This is a genomic window from Blautia sp. MSK18_10 (genome assembly GCF_020553185.1).
GTDB classification, from domain to species: Bacteria; Bacillota; Clostridia; order Lachnospirales; family Lachnospiraceae; genus Blautia_A; species Blautia_A wexlerae.
Window position 1 is genome coordinate 1 of record NZ_JAJCGT010000050.1, and the last position, 20,559, is coordinate 20,559.

15 protein-coding genes and 1 riboswitch are annotated in these 20,559 nt (G+C 39.5%); of the genes, 12 read left to right on the forward strand and 3 right to left on the reverse strand.

All coding sequences use genetic code 11. The annotated features are described in order from the left end of the window. The first annotated feature begins 203 nt into the window (after positions 1-203). A complete protein-coding gene (locus LI074_RS14970) occupies positions 204-1,538 on the forward strand; it encodes a chloride channel protein (RefSeq protein ID WP_173698338.1) in 1,335 nt (444 codons plus the stop codon). Between the two features lie 333 nt (positions 1,539-1,871). Here the strand turns inward: LI074_RS14970 and LI074_RS14975 are convergent, their stop codons facing one another. After that, on the reverse strand, positions 1,872-3,335 hold the full coding sequence (locus tag LI074_RS14975; protein WP_118342322.1) for an alpha-glucosidase/alpha-galactosidase: 1,464 nt from the start codon (positions 3,333-3,335) through the stop codon (positions 1,872-1,874). A gap of 204 nt (positions 3,336-3,539) precedes the next feature. Here LI074_RS14975 and LI074_RS14980 point away from each other — a divergent pair, with 204 nt between their 5' ends. The 9 genes from LI074_RS14980 (at position 3,540) to LI074_RS15020 (ending at position 16,257) form a co-directional block, all read left to right on the forward strand. After that, positions 3,540-4,457, forward strand: coding sequence for an AraC family transcriptional regulator (locus tag LI074_RS14980; protein WP_055060611.1), 918 nt, complete (start codon positions 3,540-3,542; stop codon positions 4,455-4,457). Continuing rightward, positions 4,458-5,792 carry an ABC transporter substrate-binding protein gene (locus tag LI074_RS14985; protein ID WP_118342319.1) on the forward strand — a complete coding sequence of 445 codons (1,335 nt, stop codon included), beginning with the start codon at positions 4,458-4,460 and terminating at the stop codon, positions 5,790-5,792. It begins immediately after the preceding gene. Between the two features lie 5 nt (positions 5,793-5,797). Further along, positions 5,798-7,609, forward strand: a complete 1,812-nt coding sequence (locus LI074_RS14990) for a sensor histidine kinase (protein ID WP_055060613.1) — start codon at positions 5,798-5,800, stop codon at positions 7,607-7,609. A gap of 1 nt (position 7,610) precedes the next feature. Then, complete coding sequence (locus LI074_RS14995) at positions 7,611-9,179, forward strand: response regulator transcription factor (protein ID WP_173698339.1); 1,569 nt, start codon at positions 7,611-7,613, stop codon at positions 9,177-9,179. Positions 9,180-9,317: 138 nt separating this feature from the next. Beyond that, positions 9,318-10,583: an extracellular solute-binding protein gene (locus LI074_RS15000; protein ID WP_118342314.1), complete on the forward strand. Its 1,266-nt coding sequence runs from the start codon at positions 9,318-9,320 to the stop codon at positions 10,581-10,583. 77 nt (positions 10,584-10,660) lie between these two features. Beyond that, complete coding sequence (locus tag LI074_RS15005) at positions 10,661-11,584, forward strand: carbohydrate ABC transporter permease (protein ID WP_055060616.1); 924 nt, start codon at positions 10,661-10,663, stop codon at positions 11,582-11,584. 17 nt (positions 11,585-11,601) lie between these two features. Then, the gene (locus LI074_RS15010) at positions 11,602-12,444 is read left to right on the forward strand and encodes a carbohydrate ABC transporter permease (protein ID WP_055060617.1); all 843 of its coding nucleotides are present in this window, start codon (positions 11,602-11,604) and stop codon (positions 12,442-12,444) included. Between the two features lie 46 nt (positions 12,445-12,490). Further along, a complete protein-coding gene (locus LI074_RS15015; protein ID WP_118342311.1) occupies positions 12,491-14,602 on the forward strand; it encodes a glycoside hydrolase family 36 protein in 2,112 nt (703 codons plus the stop codon). A gap of 254 nt (positions 14,603-14,856) precedes the next feature. Further along, on the forward strand, positions 14,857-16,257 hold the full coding sequence (locus tag LI074_RS15020) for an MATE family efflux transporter (protein WP_243101599.1): 1,401 nt from the start codon (positions 14,857-14,859) through the stop codon (positions 16,255-16,257). 87 nt (positions 16,258-16,344) lie between these two features. On the opposite strand, the gene thiM is transcribed toward LI074_RS15020, so the two are convergent. Together thiM and thiW are read right to left on the reverse strand one after the other, a co-directional pair. Further along, on the reverse strand, positions 16,345-17,121 hold the full coding sequence (thiM, locus tag LI074_RS15025; RefSeq protein WP_173698340.1) for a hydroxyethylthiazole kinase: 777 nt from the start codon (positions 17,119-17,121) through the stop codon (positions 16,345-16,347). Beyond that, positions 17,051-17,638: an energy coupling factor transporter S component ThiW gene (gene thiW / locus LI074_RS15030; protein ID WP_055060620.1), complete on the reverse strand. Its 588-nt coding sequence runs from the start codon at positions 17,636-17,638 to the stop codon at positions 17,051-17,053. The genes thiM and thiW overlap by 71 nt, the downstream gene beginning before the upstream one ends. 92 nt (positions 17,639-17,730) lie before the next feature. Continuing rightward, positions 17,731-17,834, reverse strand: a riboswitch (TPP riboswitch). Positions 17,835-18,276: 442 nt separating this feature from the next. On the opposite strand from thiW, the gene LI074_RS15035 reads away from it, so the two are divergent. Continuing rightward, positions 18,277-19,293: a sulfate ABC transporter substrate-binding protein gene (locus tag LI074_RS15035; RefSeq protein ID WP_118342305.1), complete on the forward strand. Its 1,017-nt coding sequence runs from the start codon at positions 18,277-18,279 to the stop codon at positions 19,291-19,293. A gap of 120 nt (positions 19,294-19,413) precedes the next feature. Next, on the forward strand, positions 19,414-20,487 hold the full coding sequence (locus tag LI074_RS15040) for a LacI family DNA-binding transcriptional regulator (RefSeq protein ID WP_118342302.1): 1,074 nt from the start codon (positions 19,414-19,416) through the stop codon (positions 20,485-20,487). Positions 20,488-20,559: the final 72 nt, after the last annotated feature.

Below are 20,559 nucleotides of genomic sequence, written 5' to 3' on the forward strand. Positions count from 1 at the left end.
AGACATATAAGCCAAAATTCCATTGCCGCAGGCAATCTGGAATGAATTTTGGCTACGTTACTGTGAACGGAGTGAACAGTAACATATAATTCCAATAACCTTTATTTTCTCTGTCTTATCTTTCTGGTAGATATGGAAAATGTATGCTAAAATAGAAATAGCAAATTTGTATGTAAAATAATAAGGAAAGGTAAGAGGGGGAAATGGAGAAAGAGGAAAAGCGTGCAGATCAGGAGAATGACACGGAAGAACAAAGTACGGAAGCGAAAAGCTTACTGAAAAAAAAGCTTCAATATTATAGTAGTGAGATTCAGCGTGATGTGGGAAATCTTGTAAAATGGCTGATGCTCGCGGTACTTGTAGGAGGTATTACAGGAGCGGCGAGTACACTGTTTTCTTTTGTGCTGAAGAGTGTGACAAATTGCAGGAAAGAAAATGAATGGATGTTCTATCTGCTTCCGGTGATGGGATTAATTATTGTATACCTGTATGAGAAATTTGGTAAGGATGATGGAGGTACGAATCAGGTGCTTTCTACTGTGAGATCACAGGACGATGTGCCGATTTTATCTGCACCTCTGATTTTCATTTCTACAGCACTTACGCATCTGGCAGGTGGCTCTGCAGGACGTGAAGGTGCGGCAATACAGCTTGGTGGAAGTATTGCCAATCAGCTTGGACGTTGGATTCATCTGGATGAGGAAGACCGACATGTAATTGTTATGTGTGGTATGAGTGCAGCATTCTCTGCATTGTTTGGAACACCGATGGCTGCGGCTGTTTTTGCACTGGAGGTAGTCAGTGTAGGAGTGATGTATTATACAGCTTTGATGCCCTGTATGATTGCTTCCCTGGTTGCATCCGGATTTGCGGCAGGAATGGGAGTTACACCGGAGGCTTTTCATGTAGTGGATATTCCGAAGCTGACTATTGAAACGGGTTTGAAAATGGGTGCTATCGCTGTTGGATGTGCAGTAATCAGTATTGTATTCTGTATGGTGCTGAATGGAGTTGCCGGAGCATATGGAAGGTGGTTTAAGAATCCATATGTGCGTGTAGTTGTGGGATCCTGTCTGGTGATTGGAATTACATTACTTCTGGGAACTTCAGATTATATGGGTGCAGGTGCAGAGCTGATTGAGAAGGCAGTGGAAGAAGGACAGGCAAGACCTCTGGATTTCTTCTGGAAACTGGTACTGACTGCATTGACAATGCGTGCAGGATTCCGAGGCGGGGAAATTGTTCCTTCGTTCTGTATAGGAGCTACCTTTGGATGTGTGATGGGAAACTGGCTGGGATTTTCGCCATCTATCTGTGCTGCATGTGGAATGACGGCGGTATTCTGTGGAGTGACAAACTGCCCGATCACATCAATTCTGATCGCATTTGAAATGTTTGGATTTAAGGGAGTTCCTTTTTATCTGATTGCGGTTTCTATCAGCTATGCGGCTTCGGGATATTATGGATTGTATAAGGATCAGACGATTGTTTATTCTAAGTATAAGGCGAAATATGTGAATAAACGTACGAGATTTTAGCTGAACTGAGAAAGTTTCCTGTTTTAATTGCTATAGACTGATTAAAAATAAGTAAGTCATACGTTTCAAGTCAAGCGGATATTTGCAATTGAAGCAGGGGACTTACTTGATTCGGTTAAAAAATGCAATATGCATAGGGCAGGGCTTTGCCAGTATTAGAAACAGTATAAATTGTTTCTGAGAAGTGACAGGGAATTATTTGATATAAATTTACAGATAAAATACAAAAAGCTGGCACAGATGAATGTGTCAGCTTTTGTATTTAGAAGGATATATGTATTAATAAGCATGCTGTATTTTGTATATTTTTCGTATATTAGCATTCTGGAAAAATCAGGCTGTGATTTTACGTGCATCGCGTTCTGCGGCTACTTCTTCAGGGGTTTTTTCGCGGAGCCTTGCAGCACCATGGTAATCTTTTGTTGGAATCAGCGGGTCATTTGCAAGATGTTCTTTGGCCGCTTTGATGGCTTCTGTGTACTGTGGAAGCCATTGTTCCTGAGCGACCAGCATTTCATCAATCATCTGCCAGATTTCAGGTGGGTTGCATACAGCACCTGTCAGTGGATCCATCATAGCTGCCTGTTTCAGAAGCTGTACATCGCCATGAACTGCAGCTTCAACTGCCAGCTTTTGTACCCAGATTGATTGTGAGCATACTGCTGCGCAGCCAAGTGGAAGGTCACCTACTTTAGGAATGCTGATTCCGTTTCCATCTACATAACAGGGAACTTCAACTACCGATTCCCATGGAAGATTTGTGATGCATCCTTCATTCATAATATTAAAGTGTCCTCTGTAATGACGTCCTGTTTCCAGAGATTCAATAATATAAGAAGCGTGTTCTTTGCTTCGTTCAGAACCATCTAATTTTTTTGCTGGTTCTGCCAGAATCTTCGGGAAATCTGTTTCAAACCAGTTACGTTCTTCTCGTGTAACACGGAGGTATCCACCAGTTTCGCCGTTTATCCAGTTATCAAGATTAATCCAGTCTTTGATTTCATCAGGGCGTTTGCGGTACCAGGCTACATATTCGGAGAGATGTCCATTGGATTCGGTAGAATAGTATCCGAAACGTTTTAACATATCAATGCGGACTTTTTCTTCTTGACTGAATTTAGGATGCGCTTCGAATCCTGCCAGAAGTTTAGGAATCATATCTTCTCCATTATGTTTTACAGAAATGTACCAGGTCTGGTGATTGATTCCGGCACAGATGACATCCAGCTCTTCTCTTGGAATACCAAGAACTTCTGAAATCTGCTGTTCTCCGTGAATTTCGCCATGACAAAGTCCGATAGTGCGGACTTTTCCATATTTGTTACAGGCCCATGTAGCCATTGCGTTTGGATTGGAATAGTTCAGCATGATTGCTCCAGGTTCGGAAACTTCACGAATGTCTTTACAAAAGTTCAGCATTTCTGCGATAACACGCTGTCCATACATAATTCCACCAGTACATAAGGTATCCCCTACACATTGGTCTATTCCATATTTCAATGGAATCTCTACATCTGTTTCAAATCCTTCAAGCCCACCGATACGCACACAGTTAACAATATAACGTGCATCTTTGAAGGCGTCACGACGATTGGTTGTTGCTTCAATTCTGATTGGAATATTGTTTGCGTCCAGATCTCTCTGACATAATTCTCTTGTCTTTTCAAGATTGTCCGGATTAATGTCAGTGAAGGCAATTTCGATATTGTGAAATTCAGGTACAGATATAATATCTGTAAATAATGTTCTGGCAAATACAAGACTTCCTGCACCAATAAATGCAATTTTAAAACTCATATAAAAATCCCTCCTGTGTTTTTTTACAGTATATAGTCTATTAAGAAGTTTGGTGACAGTTATTATCGGCTGTATAATGAAATGCAAGATATTATCGCATTTAATTTTTGAGTGTGATGTAAAAAAGCAAAAAATGTGTTAGGATTGTTATAGATGCGAGATTGTTCAGGAAATCAATTTATTGGTACACAAGGAGAGTTGGTCATGTATCGAATATTTCAAAAAGAGAAACAGTATTTTAAAGTAACTGCATTTTATGCGTTATCGTTGGTAAAATATCATATGAAATGTCATGCTCATGATAGTTTTGAAATTATGTATGTAACGTCGGGAGAATGCAGGATTTTTTGTCAGAATGAATGGTTACGAATGAAATCCAGTGAGTTTATTTATATTTTGCCCGGAATACAGCATCAACTGGAAATTACAGAGGGGAGGCCGTGTTCTGTATTGAATTTGGAGTTTGCGCTGACCTCAGAAGAAACGGCAGTGGAGGCAGAAATCTTGCTTGAGAAGATTCGGGATTTTCAGAAATGTTTTCAGATGCCACAGGGATATATCGCTGCAAATGATGGAAGAAGTCTTGGATATGCAATAAAAGATTTGCTCTCCTATCTTCAGAAAAGCCAGAATAAGGTGGATGATCAAGAGTTTCTTTTTGGACTTCTGCTTAGTAGAACGATGGTAGAATTAACATATTGTATAAGCTTAAAGAAGAACACACAAGGAGTTATTTATTTGAAAAAAGCTTGTGATTATATAGATAAACATTTTCTGGAAGAAATCAGCATACCAGAAATTGCGGCATACGTGGATATTAACAAATCATATCTTCAGGCATTGTTTACAGACAAGATAGGATGTACGATCAATCATTATATAAACCAGAAAAGATTGGAGCAGGCAGTATTTCTGCTTTGCAATAGTAGTTTTGGAATTACGGATATTGCATTTGCTTCCGGATATAACAGCAGACAGCATTTTTCTTATACTTTTGAAAAATTTTATGGACTTACACCGTCTGCATATAGGGGACTTCATGCACGAAATATGACAACTGACACCAGAAACATCAGATATAGTCTTGAAAATGATAGAAACTTAAAGGGAGAGATTATGTAAATGAGAATAAAAAAAGGTATGTTTTTTATTGTGATTCTTATAGGAAGCTTAATCGGGAGTGCAAATATGAAAGAGGTAAAGGCAGAAGACAGTGACAGTATAGAGGATATAGTTGAACTTTCACTTTTGTATTCTGGTTCAGATGTAACATGGGTGGCAGCGATGGAAACTTTATGCGATGAGTTTATGGCACAGAACCCTGATATTATTATTAACACAGAAAATTCAGGAGAAGCAAACTGTGAAAACGAACTTAAGGTAAAGGAGGCACTGGACGAATTTCCTGATATTTTTGAGCTGGAAAATGTTGATGCGTTTGCTGATGCGGGAAAGCTGGGGGCAATTGATGCGGAGGTAAGCAATATGGTGACCAATGTGATTGTGATTAATAAAAAGAGTTATGGTCTGCCGATATACGCGACCACAAATGGTGTAATTTATAACAAAAATATATTTAAAAAATATGATCTGGAAATACCGGATTCTTATGAAGAATTTATTCAGATTTGTGATACGTTGAAGGCAGAAGGAATTTGTCCATTGGCAATTGGCGGTAATCAGGAAGAAAATATGACATACTGGCTTAATTATTTCTTCCAGAAAGATATTATGGAAGAGAATCCGGACTGGTTGGAAATGAGAAAAGAGAGAAGCGTGAAATTTACAAGTGCAGAATCCATACATATGTTAGAAGACTTAAAGGAACTTTTTTCAAAAGGATATATTCTGGAAGATTCGGAAAATATGACAGAGAACCAGATTGTAACCAGAATGACGGAAAATCAGTTTGCAATGATATATGCGGGACCCTGGCTTTTTACCAAGATAATAGATGCATATCCAATGTCTACAGAATCGGATAAAACTTCTCTGGGAGAGGAAATTCCAGAAGATCAGGATCCGGTAACTTATCGTCTGGGATGGTTTTTTCTGGGAAATGACAATGGACATCTTACGGCTTTGACGAGAAATAATGCTTACTGGGCATTGTCAGAGACATGTACAGAAGATACCAGAAAAAAAGAGGCTGCACAGAGGTTTCTGAAATTTTTTTACACAAAAGAAAATTACAGAAGTATGATACAGGGAATGTATGGGCTTCCGGTAACGAAGGAGGCGATTATTTATCCGGCACCTTCTGCTCAGCAGAAACTTCTGAAAGATTACAGATATGCAGATAAGAATACAGTGTATCTGGGAATGCAGGGAACAGCATCGTCTTTTCTGACTGATGTCAACAAGATATTAAAAGAACTGTATACAGGAGAATATACGGTAGAAAAGACTGCTGAAGAAATAGATCAGGCATGGGACAGAGAGGCACAGGAGGAGTAATTTTTATGAAAAAACCACAGATCAGATTCAGGAGTTTCTACGCAAAACTGGTAATTATGTTTCTGTTTATGGGTTTGATTCCTTTTTTGCTCATGGGAATGCTGATCTATAATGTATATTCAAATACGATGTATGAAAATATTCTTGGAAATTTTTCTATGACAGATCAGATTATGGCAAAGAATATTTCGGATCTTATAACCGAAATTGCGGATGATACGGAATATATTTATAAGAGTAGTGTTTCTGATTATGATTATTTTTATGAGTTGTTTGAAGATACGGGAATGTCTGAAACAGGGAGGAATGCAATGATTACAAAAATTCTTCGGACAATCCTGTATATGAATGAGGCAATTGATCATGTATTTTTTGTTACTCCGGATGGAAAAATGTATTCTTCTATGAAAGCGCCGGAATTGCTGATCGATGAACAGGAAATGCAGGAATGGTATAAGAGTCATTATCTGATAGGTTCCAGAAATGTACAGATCATGTCCACTCATGAAACAAAATATTATAGAAATTCACAGAAAAATGATTTTACAATTTACAGAAATATTATGAATACAGCTACAATCCGAAAAGCAGGATCAGAAGTTCTGGGGACGTTGTTTATTGATATTTCGGCGGATTATTTAAAAAAGATGCTGACACAGGAAAGTTATGGAACAAACCATGAAATATATGTAGTAGATTCTGCTTCCGGAAAATATATTTATCATTCACAGAAACAGTATGAAGGAATAAATGCTCAAAATGATGGAATTCTCCTGGATGCTATGAAAAATAAGGAAAGTGGATATCTGGAGCAGAAAAATGAATGTCTTGTATATCAGAAGGTTGATGGTACAAATTGGCTTGTTATTGACAGGGTAATACCAGGAACGATTGAAGGTGCCTACAAGATGATAAGAAATACAACAATGCTGTTGATCGTGATTGGAGTAAGTTTATTGGCGCTTGTGTATATGTATTATTCAAAGAAACTAAATAAACCTGTACAGATGCTGAAAGAGACCATGAGCTGTATTGAAAAGGGTGATTTGGATGCAAGAGTACATATTGATTCAAATGATGAGTTTCAGGATATTGGAAATGGAATGAATCAGATGGCTGAAAATCTGAACAAATATGTTCAGAAGGCATACGTTGCGGAAATCAGACAGAGAGATGCAGAACTGGAAGCACTGAAAAGACAGATCCAGCCACACTATTTGTATAATACATTGGATGTCATAAGAATGTCTGCAATCACAAACGATGACATGCTGGTGGCTACTATGATCGACAGTTTGTCCGGGCAGTTAAAATATCTGATCGGGACAACCGGCAATATGGTTATTTTGCAGCAGGAGATCGCATGTATTTCCAATTACTTTAAACTGATTGAAGTGCGGTACGATTCCCGATTCTCTCTGAGTGTGGAAATACCAAAGGAATTATGGAAATGCAGAGTACCGCATCTGATTATTCAGCCGGTTGTTGAGAATGCTGTCAAGCATGGGTTGCGTCCGAATAAAGGACCTGGAGAGGTTGTAGTACAGGCGAAACAAAATATGGATTTTCTTGAGATTACAGTTATGGATAATGGTGTGGGAATAAATAAAGAAAGGCTGGAAGAAGTTCAGGCACTATTAAAGAGTGATGCCAGAGTAGCAGAAGAGGATATTAAAGGAATGAGCATAGGAGTCAAAAATGTTTCTGACCGTATTAAACATTTGTACGGAAATGAGTACGGACTGGAAATTGATGCATATGAAGGAATGGGCACCATTGTAAAATACTGGCTGCCATTAATCTGGGAGGATGTTTAAGATGTACCGAATTATCATTGCGGATGATGAACCACTGATTATACGTGGTCTGAAAAAGATGATGGAATGGGGAAAGATGGACACGGAGGTTGTCGGGGAGGCTGAAGATGGAGAACAACTTTTGAATCTGCTGGATACTCTGGAACCAGACATTATTATATCGGATATCAGTATGCCGGAAAAGACAGGACTGGATGTTTTAAAAGAAATAAATAAACGTAAGCTGAAAACAAAGGTTATTTTTCTGAGTGGATTTCAAGAGTTTTCCTATGCAAAAGAGGCTGTAACATATGGGGCAGTGGACTATCTTCTGAAGCCTGTTTCTGTAGAAGAACTGGAAAATGCAATCAACAGGGCAAAGGATCAGATTGTTCAGGAACAGCCAGAGGCAGTCTGGAAGATTGAACAACAAAATGTAGAGAACGTTTTTAAAGAGATTAATAATTTTCCGGTAAAAAGAAAAAAAAGAAAATTGCATGTTTCAAAAGAATTATTGAATGAAGGGAAATATTTTGCAGGTGTCTGCTTTGTGCTGAAAGGTGATCTGGTACAGAGAATTCAGGACAGTAACCGTTTTGAATTAATGAGATTTGCAGTTTTTAAGGAGATTGAAGAATATCTGGAAGAAAACAGGAATGGATTTGTAACCAAAAGAAGTGAAAATAGTAGCACTATCATCCTGGTATTATATTCTACAGACTTGCAGAATGAAACCGAAACAATTATTTCCAGAATCAGAGAAATCGTTTATGGGAAATATGGAGTAGAATTGATAGCAGGAATCGGGGAAATTACAACGCAGGCAGATAAAGTGGAATATCTTTATAAAACTGCTAAATTCTCTGCTGGTATTTACTATTTTACTCAGAAAGAAACGATTTATTATCAAAACGTAGAAAGAGTATATAATTATTCTTTTGAAGAGTTTGAAAAGAAGTGTAAAGAGCTGACTCAGAAAATATTAGGACATGATGAAAACTGGAAGGATTCTTTTGACGAAAGTCTGAAAATTATAAGGAATCTTCATTATGGAAGCTGTTATGCAGTGGAAAGCAGATGTATTATCTTGGCGATGAATGTATGTCATGATCTGTTGCAATGTAAAGTAATTGATGAGGAAAACAGGAAGAAACTGGAAAGAGAAGTAGAAGCACTGAGAGGACAAAATACATATGAAGACCTGAAGAAAAAATTTAAGAGTATTATGGAACGGTTTGTAAATGAATGTGTATTTTGCAAAGGAAACCAGGAGAATGATTCCATTTTTAAAGTAAAAGAATATATTTCGGAACACTTCAGTGAAGACATTACACTGGAAAAAATGGCACAGATGGTTTATATGAATCCTTATTATTTCAGTGCCTTTTTCAAGAAGGAAACAGGTGAGAATTTTAAGGCATATCTGCTGGAAGTCAGAATGAAAAAAGCATTACAGTATCTGATGGAAACAAACATGAAAACCTATGAGCTTGCCAGTCAGGTTGGCTATAAGGATGTGCGTACTTTTACAGACAAATTCAGAGATTTTTATGGATGCAGTCCTGCAAAATATAAGAAGAACAACAGATAATTTTACGTGGGATTTTTAATTGAAAAGAGTGGTATTATTTGGAAGTCCCTCCTAAATTGTTGTAAATATACAAAAGGTATGCTATATACATCGTATGAAATATACCGAATCACTAAAAATAAACAAGGAGGAAAAGGAATGTTTAAGAAAGTAGTATCCGCAATTATGGTTGCAGCAATGGTGGGAACGATGGTAGCACCGGTAAGTGTATCTGCAAAAGACGGAGGAAAAACAATTGAATTATGGACTTGCTGGACAGAGGGCGCTGACACAGAAAAGGCAAGCCAGGAAATGATTCAGAAATGGGAAGAGGAAACAGGAAATACTGTAAACCAGACAAATTTCACCTATGATATGCTTCATGAAAAAATCCTGACAGCTGCAGCAGGTGGAAATGTACCAGATCTGATCTGGGGACTTCCGGAATATGTTGGTGAATTCTACAACATGGGAATCGTAGCTGACCTTACAGACAAATTCAACGAATGGGAAGACAAAGATGCTCTTTCAGATTCTGTTGTAAATGCAATGACAATTGATAACAAAGTTATTGGTATCCCATATGAAATGACAGTTCGAGCATATCTGGTACATGATGACGATCTGAAAACTGCAGGTATCGAAACTCCTGCAACATGGGAAGATTTACTTGCTCAGTCAGATTACTATGATAATAATGGTAAATATCTGACAGAGGTTGCATGCACAGGAGTTCGTGCTTCTCAGGAACTTCTGGTTTATCTTGCACAGTACGGTCTGGAAATCGCATCTGCACAGGATGATGGAAAATACAAAAACACATGGAATGAAAATAAAGATGAACTTGAAAAAGCAACAAAAGTATTCCAGTTCTATCAGGATTTGATTGACAACAAGATTATCGATTCCAGTGCTAAAAACTGGGGATGGGAAGAAACAGATGAAAACTTCGCAACAGGAATCACATCAACATATGTAACTGGTAACTGGCTTGCAGAGAGAGAATCTTCTAACTCGGATACTATGGGTGATGTATCTGTAGCTCCGATTCCATACCCAGCTGATGGACAGCCTGCTACATACATGGAGTGTAAACCAATGTTTATTATGGAAGGCAGCGAGAACAAGGACGAAGCATTTGATCTTGCAACAGCATTCTGCAGCAAAGAATGGCAGGAAGCAGCATTTGCTGACAGATCCCCACGTTCTGATGTATCTACAGATTCCAAATGGAGTAAAGACTTCTCAGCACTGGCTGACACAGGTGTAACATTCCCTCCTGTAACATTAAGCGGAATCAATCAGGCAATGGTAGATTCTATCGCTAAGGTCCTTCAGGAAGGTAAAACTGCAGAAGAAGCAGCTTCCTGGCTGAGTGACGCAGTAAATGCATCTTTACAGGAAAATGGTGAACTGAGCGAATAAACGTTTTAAAAGAAATGCTGGGATGTGAAAGCATTCCAGCTTTTCTTATCTGAAAATGTTTAGATAGGAGGCTATATATGTCAAAATTACTGAAAAAAACGGACGGAAAACTGACAAGAGATCAGCAGGCAAGAAGATATGCTTTGGTTATGTTACTGCCGGCTCTTATTTTCCTTGCCTGCCTGATTGCATATCCTCTGGGAAAGGTTCTTCATGATGCTTTTTCACACGTACATCTGATCAATAAGAGTATGACAGGTTTTGCCGGTCTGGATAACTTTAAGAAAGTAGTATCAGATGAACACTTTGCACAGGCAATAAGAAACACAATTTTCTGGACAGTATTTTCTGTAGCTGGTGAATATATTATGGGTATGCTTACTGCAGTTTTATTGAATCAGAAATTTAAAGGAAGAGCAATCTTCCGTACTTTAGTATTTATCCCATGGCTGGTTCCAATTATTGTTGCAGGTATGACATGGGACTGGATGTTAAATCCAGACTTTGGTATTATCAATTACCTGCTTCTGAAAGTGGGACTTATTTCTGAAAAGATTAATTTTCTTGGTGATTCCAGATATGCAATGGCAACTGTAATTTTTGTAAATATCTGGAGATCTTTCCCGTATTATACAATTTCATTCCTGTCTGCAATGCAGTCTATTCCAGCAGATTTGAATGAAGCGGCAGCAGTAGATGGTGCTGGAATGTTTACAAGATTTTTCAAAATTACTTTACCACAGTTGAAATCTGTATCGCTTGTAATTGTATTTATTCATATTATCTGGACTGCAATTAACTTCGACTTTATCTGGGTTATGACAGAGGGAGGACCGAACTATGCAACAGAGACACTTCCAATCATGATCTACAGGTATTCAATGAAGACCTTTGATGTTGGCGCTGCGTCTGCATTGTCAACGATGATGTTTACTGCGATGTTTATTATGTTCCTTTTCTATTACAGAAAGAGAATGAAAATCAGTGATGATTTAAGCTAAAAGGAGGAAAAGGAAATATGTTGAATAAAAAAAATCAAACGATTGTAAAAACCGTTTCATATATTCTTCTTATTATAATTGCCATATATTGTGTATTCCCATTTATCTGGATGGTGATTTCAGCATTTAAGCCAAAAGACGAGATTCGTACGGCGATTCCTTCTTTTGTGATTCATGCACCTACGTTGGAGAATTTTAAGAAGGTACTGTTCCAGGCAGGGTTTATAAATTATATTAAGAACAGTTTTATCGTATCTGTAATTGCCTGTGGACTTTCTATGGTAATTGCTGTAATGGCAGGATATGCATTAAGTCGTTACTATAAACAGAAACTTGTAAAGGTTTCCAACTTTGCAATGATGTTGTCTCAGATGATCCCTGGTGTTCTTCTGTTGGTTCCGTTATATATGATCATGCAGAAATTCCATATTCTGGAAACTTACCTTTGTCTGATTCTGGCATATACAACTTTCGTTATACCGCTGTGTACGTTTATGATGAGCAGTTTCTTCGATACTGTACCGATGGCACTGGAAGAGGCGGCTGAGATTGACGGATGTGGAAAAGCACAGACGATTTTCAAGATTATTTTACCATTATCTGTTCCAAGTCTGATTTCTACCGGATTATATGCATTTATTAATGCATGGAACGAGTTTATGTTTGGTTACATCTTTATCTCTACAGATAAATACAGAACACTGACACCGGCGATCATGTTATTCAAAGGTGCAAATACTATTGACTGGGGTGGTCTGATGGCCGGATCTGTTATCGCGGTAATTCCGGTAACTATCATTTTCCTGTTCCTGCAGAAATATTTCCTTGCAGGCTTAATGAGTGGTTCTGTCAAAGGTTGATGCAAATTGAGAATAAGTTTAGAGAAGAAAGTATTGGTGAGACATCATGAAGAGAATTGAAATTAAAGAAAATAATTTAAACATGGTCTATGAGATCACAGATGAGAATGAGATTAAGTTATTACATTTTTCAAACTTACCGTTTGATGAAAATGATATTAATTCCTGTGAAGGAACAGCTTCTTTCAGACCGGTAGAAGTGTTGCTTTCAGGTTTAAACCGTCCGGGTGAACGCCATGGAACAAAGTATACTTATACTGCTCCTGGCTATCGCCTGAAATATAAAGATATGAAAGATTATCGAAACGAGACAGGAAGAAAACTTGAGATCCTTATGGAAGATAAACCTACAGGACTGGAAGTATGCAGTAATATTCAGTTCTATGATGGAATCTCTGTGATCAGAAGCTGGACAGAGTTAAAAAATAATGGAGAAGAAGATCTGGGAGTTGAGTATGTATCTTCTTTTGCATTGCTTGGTATTGACAAAGAAGGTCTTTTAAGTACTGATGAAAAACTGGAAGTTCTGATTGCACGCAATGCATGGCAGAAGGAATTAATCTGGAACCGTTTCAGTATGGATCAGCTAGGTATGTCTATTTCACAGCCGGATAAAGTAAGACGTTCTTCTCAGACAATCAGTGTTGGAAATACCGGAAACTGGTCTACTAAGAATTATCTTCCTATGGGATGCCTGAAGAATAAAGAAACAGATTCTATCCTGTTCTGGCAGATTGAGCAGAATGGTTCCTGGTACTGGGAAATCAGTGATCAGGATGGACATATGTATTTGCAGTTATCCGGCCCCACAGAACATCAGTCTCACTGGTGGAAGAATTTGAAACCGGGTGATACTTTTGCAAGTGTTCCGGTAAGTGTCGGTTCTGCATGTGGAGATGTGGAAGAGGCAGCAGGAGAACTTACAAAATATCGTCGTGCTATCAGAAGAAAGAATAAAGATAATGAAAAACTTCCGGTAATCTTTAACGACTATATGAATTGTCTGTGGGGAGACCCTACGACAGAAAAAGAACTTCCGCTGATTGATAAAGCAAAAGAAGCGGGTTGCGAATATTTCTGTGTTGACTGTGGATGGTATTCAGCAGGATTCTGGTGGGATGGTGTTGGAGAATGGCTGCCATCCAAAGAAAGATTTCCGGGCGGCTTAAAAGAAGTGATGGATTATATCCGTTCGAAAGGAATGGTCCCTGGAGTATGGCTGGAACTTGAAGTTATGGGAATCAAATGCCCGAAAGCAGATAAGGTTCCGGATGACTGGTACTTTATGAGACATGGAAAAAAGGTTTATGACAGAAGCCGATATCAGCTTGATTTCCGTAATCCAGAAGTTATTGCTCATGCAACAGAAGTTATCGATCGTCTTGTAAATGAATATGGCGTTGGATATATTAAGATGGATTACAACATTGAACCGGGAATTGGAACAGAACTGAACGCGGACAGTGCAGGTGATGGACTTCTTGGTCATAACCGTGCATACCTGAAATGGCTGGATGGGATTTTTGTAAAATATCCGGATCTGGTTATTGAGAATTGTTCAAGCGGTGGTCTGAGAATGGATTATGCAATGCTTTCACGTTACAGCATTCAGTCTACCAGTGACCAGGAAGACTATATAAGATATGCTACAATCGCAGCAAATTCTCCAATGGCATTAACGCCCGAGCAGGCTGCTATTTGGTCTTATCCTCTGACTGAAGGCGATAAGGAAGAAGTAATTTTCAATATGGTTAATGCAATACTACTTCGAATCCATCAGAGCGGTCATCTGGTAAATCTGAGTCAGGAAAGATTTGATCTTGTAAAAGAGGCAATCTCATATTATAAAACAATCCGTGTAGATATCAAGAATGCAGTACCGTTCTGGCCATTAGGTCTTTCTAAATATCGCGATCCGTGGGTGAGCATGGGATTGAATGCAGGTAAGAAAGATTATGTGGCTGTATGGAGAAGAAACAGTCAGACTGCTTTTGCAACAATTCCTGTTGAGCACAGAAAAGGTCAGGATTTGAAAGTGGTATGTGGTTATCCGAAAGCAGAACCATGTAATTATAAGTGGAATAAAGAGGCTGGAGAGTTAACCGTAGAATTTCCAAATCCGGTTAGTGCTAGACTGTTTTGTCTGGAGGAGGTATAGAAAATATCAGAGGATTTGTATGAAAAATAAATATAAAATGTTCATAAAGTGATGGCATTAAGAATAGAAGCAGGAGTGATTTATTGACGGATGCAATAAATCCCCTGCTTTTTCGTTGCAGAGAAGGAGAATAAATGTTAAAGTAAATAATACGGCATAAAGAAACGGCATAATAAAAGTTATTCCTACAAGTGTGTTATTATTTATCAGGGATAGAAATTGTGTCAAATATGTAAAGAGAGGAAGGAGTTTATTTGGGAAAAAGTAACCAAAGTACGCAGGAAATAAATTCGCAGGCACAGAATCCGTTGGGTACAGCACCCGTGGGTGGACTGATCGCTAAGTTTGCGATTCCTGCGATCATCAGTATGCTGGTCAGTGCGATGTATAATATCGTGGACCAGATTTTTATTGGCCAGGGTGTGGGGATGCTGGGAAATGCAGCTACAAATGTGGCGTTTCCTGTTACAACGGTCGCAACTGCGCTGGCATTGCTTTTGGGAATTGGCGGTGCATCAAATTATAATCTGGAAATGGGGGCAGGACAGGAGAAGAAAGCCAGCGGGATTGCAGGTACTGCGTTGTCGTCACTGGCAATCAGTGGTCTGATACTTGCTGTGATTGTACTGATGTTCCTGAAACCACTTCTGACATTGTTCGGGGCAACTGCAGATGTTATGCCTTATGCTGTTGATTATACAGGTATTACTGCATTTGGACTTCCATTTTATATTTTGTCTGTCGGCGGGAATCATGTGGTCAGAGCAGACAGAAGTCCGACTTATTCTATGGTCTGCATTATGATAGGTGCGATTATTAATACTATTCTGGATCCGCTGTTTATTTTTGGATTTGGATGGGGGATTAAAGGTGCTGCATGGGCAACAGTGATCGGACAGGTTGCTTCCGGAGTTCTGGTAATTGTGTATTTTTGTAAGTTCCGAAAAATGTATCTGTCCGGTGAGATGCTGAAACCGAAACTGTCATATCTGGGGGCAATTATTTCTCTGGGACTTGCTTCCTGTATTAATCAGATTGCAATGGCAATCGTGCAGATCGTATTGAATAATATTCTACGTTATTACGGAGCAAATTCTGTATATGGAAGTGATATTCCAATTGCCTGTGTTGGGGTTATTTCCAAAGTTAATCAGGTATTTATGGCAATCTGTATCGGAATTTCTCAGGGCAGTCAGCCAATCTGGGGATTTAATTACGGAGCAAAGAAATATGACAGAGTACGACAGGCATACCGTTATTCTGTAACTGCCTGTACAGTAATTGCAACGATATTCTTTTTCTGTTTCCAGATATTTCCACACCAGATCGTGGGTATCTTCGGAACAGGAAGTGATCTGTATTTTCAGTTTGCAGAACGTTATCTGAAAATATTTATGTTTATGACCTTTGTAAACGGTATCCAGCCAGTATCTTCCGGTTTCTTTACCTCTATCGGTATGGCGAAGCTGGGTATTGTAATGTCTCTGACACGACAGGTGATTTTTCTTCTGCCATTGATCATTATCTTTCCGTTGTTTATGGGAATTGATGGAGTGATGTATGCAGGACCAATCGCAGATGCGGCGGCATTTGTGTTGGCAATTGTGTTTGCGAGACGAGAACTGGGAAAGATGCGCAGTGCGGAAATAGTATAAAAAGTTCCCGCAGATGATATGGAAGAAATTTATCCATATTGTCTGACGGGAACTTTTTTATGAAAAAAATTATTGATAAACTACAGATTATAAAAGATTGTAAAACTGATCGAACAGCTCTGTCTGGAAGCTTCCGGGTCCGGAGCTGTTTTTCTCTGCTCTTTCTCCTGCTGTGCCAAATTCTCTGGCTGCTGAGAGGGCTGCTGTAAATGGGTCTGTAACTGCCAGATAGGTGGCACAGATCATTCCAAGCATACATCCGGTTCCTGTGATCTGTGACATGGCAGGAGTACCGTTTGTAATAAATTCACACTTATTGGCAGAGACGATCATATCTTCCTTGCCTGTGATAAGAAGTGTGGTATTCCACCGGGAAGCCTTTTCCTGGAAAAGTTCTTTCAGATGGGAACGATTGGCGTCTGTAAGTACATCCTGTACGCCTGCGTCAATTCCGATTGCATGTGCGGTCTGTCCGGACATGGCAAGAAGTTCAGACATATTTCCTTTAAGGAGTTCGGGCATGTGGATGTTCATAAGATTCTGCGCGAATTCGTAACGCAGATTGCTGCAGGCAGTTCCTACCAGATCAAGCATAACAGGGATATGGAGACTGGCAGCAGTTTTCAGAGATTCCGGCATGGATTTCATACGCGCATCGGTGATATTTCCAAGATTCAGTGCCAGTGCATGAGAAATTCTGGTGATCTCAGCTACTTCTGCCGGATGTTCTGCCATGATCGGGCGGCCTCCGGCCGCCAGAATAATATTAGCGCAGTCATGAATAGAAATCGGATTAGTGATGCAGTGAATCAGCGGTTGGGCTGCTCGGGTCAGTTGTCTGGGATTTGTCTGATTTACGGTCATATACTTTTGCTCCAAGGCTTTGCTGAAATTTGGCAAGCATTCCTGCGTGACTTAATGCTTTCAGGAAAAAATAGGCGATAGTACCGCCCATGCAGGTTGCTGCCAGAAACATTGGTGTGTAGAAAAATGCGTTCAGTCCGCTTCTGCCCATGAGAAATGCCATCACAGGATAGGAAACCAGAGAGCCGATAATACCGGTTCCGAAGATCTCACCGATTACTGCGCAGATAATCTTTCCATGAGAAGCGCGGTAGAAAACGCCTGATAAAAATGCGCCGAATACGGCACCTGTCAGTGCAAGTGGCGGGATACCCATAAACATCATTCGGATGATTCCGATGAGAGTGGCACAAAGAAGTGAATACCACGGTCCCAGAAGTACGGAGCAGACGATGTTTATCAGGTGTGCAGTAGGGCACATACCCTCGATTCTCAGAATGGGTGAGATGACAACGCCGATGGCAACCATCATGGCGAGCATGACCATTCTGAGTGTTTTTGATCTGTCTGTGTTCATAATGAACCTCCTTGAAATGAAAAAGTTGATTAGTTGTGCAGGAAATAAATAAAATCCTACAAAAAAATCTGCCGAATAACACACTGGCAGATTTTAATATACAAATACAGTCCCTACGCTGGCATTATCCATATCAGGTGCGGTCGAAGATCAATCTTCCTCTCAGCCTGTCACACAGGCTCCCGTTGTTATCATCTATATGCAGATTTTCTTGTGTTAGAGTAACACAAGCATCTGGAAAAGTCAATGGGATGTAAATGCAGGTTTTTGTCGATTCTGCAAGCAGATGTGATGGGTGAGTGTACACTGAACAGATAAAAGATAGATATCATAGTTGATTTATATGGTGAATACGTTTTCACAAAACAGAAAATAAGAGAAGAAGATCTTGTATTTGTGATAAGTAAGGGCTCTTTTTTGGCGTTATAGAGATGGAAACTCATGAATGAATTGAAACTCAGAATCGTATAGTGCAAACGTTTTCAGATATTCATATTTTATTTATATGAAAACTATGTTTATAATACCTCATCAGCAAGAGAACAGAGCATAAATGATAAGTGAAATAAAAAAGTTCTCTTGAGAAGAAAAAGTTACAAGTCAAGTTTGTAAACACATTTCAGAGGAGGAAGAATATTATGAACAGAAAAATCATATTTGCAGCAGCAGCCCTTGCGGCAGTAGTTACTTTAGGGACAGTAGCAGGAAACACAGTTTATGCGGCAGACAGCGTAAGTATTACGAATGTTTCCTATGATCCGACCAGAGAGCTTTATGAACAGTATAATAAGATATTCCAGGAGCACTGGAAGGAGAAGACAGGACAGGATGTGGATATTACACAGTCTCATGGAGGTTCCGGTAAGCAGGCACTTGAGGTTGCCAATGGACTGGAAGCGGATGTAGTTACTCTGGCACTGGAATATGATGTGGATGCTATTCAGAATGCAGGACTGATCGATGACGGATGGATTGATGAATTTCCGGATGACAGTTCTCCATATACTTCAACAATTGTATTCCTTGTGAGAAAAGGAAATCCAAAGGGGATTAAGGACTGGGATGATCTGGTAAAAGATGGTGTAGGCGTGATTACTCCGAATCCAAAGACTTCCGGTGGTGCAAGATGGAATTATCTGGCAGCATGGGCGTATGCGAAGGATAAATTTAATGGAGATGAAGATCAGATTAAGGACTTCATTAAGAAGCTGTATCAGAATGTATTGGTTCTGGATTCCGGTGCAAGAGGAGCGACTACTTCTTTCGTAGAGAACGGACAGGGTGATGTACTGATCGCATGGGAAAATGAGGCTTATCTTTCTGTAAAGGATTATCCGGATGATTATGAGATCATAACTCCAAGTATCAGTATCCTGGCACAGCCGTCTGTAGCAGTGGTAGATACAGTTGTAGATGAAAAAGGAACCAGAGATGTGGCTACAGAGTATCTGAATTATCTGTATTCTGATGAAGCCCAGAGAATTGCGGGAGATAACTATTACAGACCATCTAATGAAGACATTCTGAAAGAGTATTCTGATGTATTTGATCTGGATATTAACCTTGTGACTATTGATGATTTTGGTGGCTGGAAAGAAGCGCAGGAAACATATTTCTCTGATGGCGGAGTGTTTGATCAGATTTATGAGGGATAAAACATATAATTTATATTGACAAAGTATGAAATAGAGAATATGATGAACAAAACCTATTATTAAATCTGGCATCTAAATTGTTGCTTTATAAAATTTATGGAAAAATAAAGGGAAGAGAAAATGTCAATCAAGGAAATCGCGAAACGGGCGCAGGTATCATCTGCGACCGTTTCCAGAGTGTTAAATAATCCGGATTATAAATGTTCTTCTCCTCAGGTAAGAGAACGTATACGTAAGGCAGCAATAGAGTTAAATTATGTGCCAAATGAAGCCGCCCGAAGATTGAAAACCGGGAGCAGTTCTGCAGAGGAGAAAACCTGCTATATAAATATTTTGATGACAAGGACCGACTCTGCGCATGTGGATCCTTTTTTTGATGAACAGCTGAGAGTGGTAGAAACAGAGATTCATCGAAATAACTGTATTTTGTCTCAGGTGTGGTACCGGGCTATTTTTTCCAGTGACAAGCGGTGCAGAAGGGAAAATATAGCAGATATTATTGAGAAGATGTATGAACAGACAGAAGGGCACTGTGATGGTCTGATCGTGATCGGAAAATGTAATAAAGAAGCACTGGCGCTTTTTCGAAAGAAATATAAGAATGTGGTATGTGTGAATCGAAATGCATCTTCCGGAGTTGTAGATGAAGTTGTATGTGACGGGGAAAAGATTGCATTTATGGCGGTTGAGCATCTGATCGAGCTGGGTCACACAAATATTGGTTATATCGGAGAATGTCATAATGAAGCGAGATACCGGGGCTTTGTGGAGGCACTTTATGACCATCATCTGGAACTGGATCCGGACTTTGTCATTGAGACGAACCAGACGGAAGCGAAAGGATATGAAGCCATGGAGAAACTGCTTGCCATGCCGGATTATCCTACGGGGATTTATTGTGCAAATGATATTACTGCGGTAGGCGTGCTGAAGCTGTTAAGCCGCAGGAAAAATATCTATATGCCCTCTGTGATCGCCAGTGATGATATTGAACAGGCGCAGTTTACGACGCCAATGCTGACAACGGTTCATCTGCCGAAGGAAGATATGGGGAAATTTGCCCTGTGGCTGTTGCTGGATCGGATCAATAACGGACATAAAGCTGTGACCAGGATGGAACTGGAATGTAAACTGATGGTGCGGAGCAGCTGTACGTCTGCCCAGGAGAATGGGTGGAGTGATTATTGTATTTAACCGTTACTGTTCACACACCACTATCCCGCGAGGTGTTTTGGCATGAATATGCCAAAATCCTGAGACATACAA

Bases quoted from the DNA above. Each gene is read 5' to 3' on its own strand.
- LI074_RS15010 (WP_055060617.1), top strand. From the start codon at position 11,602: ATGTTGAATAAAAAAAATCAAACGATTGTAAAAACCGTTTCATATATT.
- thiW (WP_055060620.1), bottom strand. From the start codon at position 17,638: ATGAACACAGACAGATCAAAAACACTCAGAATGGTCATGCTCGCCATG.
- thiM (WP_173698340.1), bottom strand. From the start codon at position 17,121: ATGACCGTAAATCAGACAAATCCCAGACAACTGACCCGAGCAGCCCAA.
- LI074_RS15000 (WP_118342314.1), top strand. From the start codon at position 9,318: ATGTTTAAGAAAGTAGTATCCGCAATTATGGTTGCAGCAATGGTGGGA.
- LI074_RS14995 (WP_173698339.1), top strand. From the start codon at position 7,611: ATGTACCGAATTATCATTGCGGATGATGAACCACTGATTATACGTGGT.
- LI074_RS15035 (WP_118342305.1), top strand. From the start codon at position 18,277: ATGAACAGAAAAATCATATTTGCAGCAGCAGCCCTTGCGGCAGTAGTT.
- LI074_RS14985 (WP_118342319.1), top strand. From the start codon at position 4,458: ATGAGAATAAAAAAAGGTATGTTTTTTATTGTGATTCTTATAGGAAGC.
- LI074_RS15015 (WP_118342311.1), top strand. From the start codon at position 12,491: ATGAAGAGAATTGAAATTAAAGAAAATAATTTAAACATGGTCTATGAG.
- LI074_RS14990 (WP_055060613.1), top strand. From the start codon at position 5,798: ATGAAAAAACCACAGATCAGATTCAGGAGTTTCTACGCAAAACTGGTA.
- LI074_RS14980 (WP_055060611.1), top strand. From the start codon at position 3,540: ATGTATCGAATATTTCAAAAAGAGAAACAGTATTTTAAAGTAACTGCA.
- LI074_RS15005 (WP_055060616.1), top strand. From the start codon at position 10,661: ATGTCAAAATTACTGAAAAAAACGGACGGAAAACTGACAAGAGATCAG.
- LI074_RS14975 (WP_118342322.1), bottom strand. From the start codon at position 3,335: ATGAGTTTTAAAATTGCATTTATTGGTGCAGGAAGTCTTGTATTTGCC.
- LI074_RS14970 (WP_173698338.1), top strand. From the start codon at position 204: ATGGAGAAAGAGGAAAAGCGTGCAGATCAGGAGAATGACACGGAAGAA.
- LI074_RS15040 (WP_118342302.1), top strand. From the start codon at position 19,414: ATGTCAATCAAGGAAATCGCGAAACGGGCGCAGGTATCATCTGCGACC.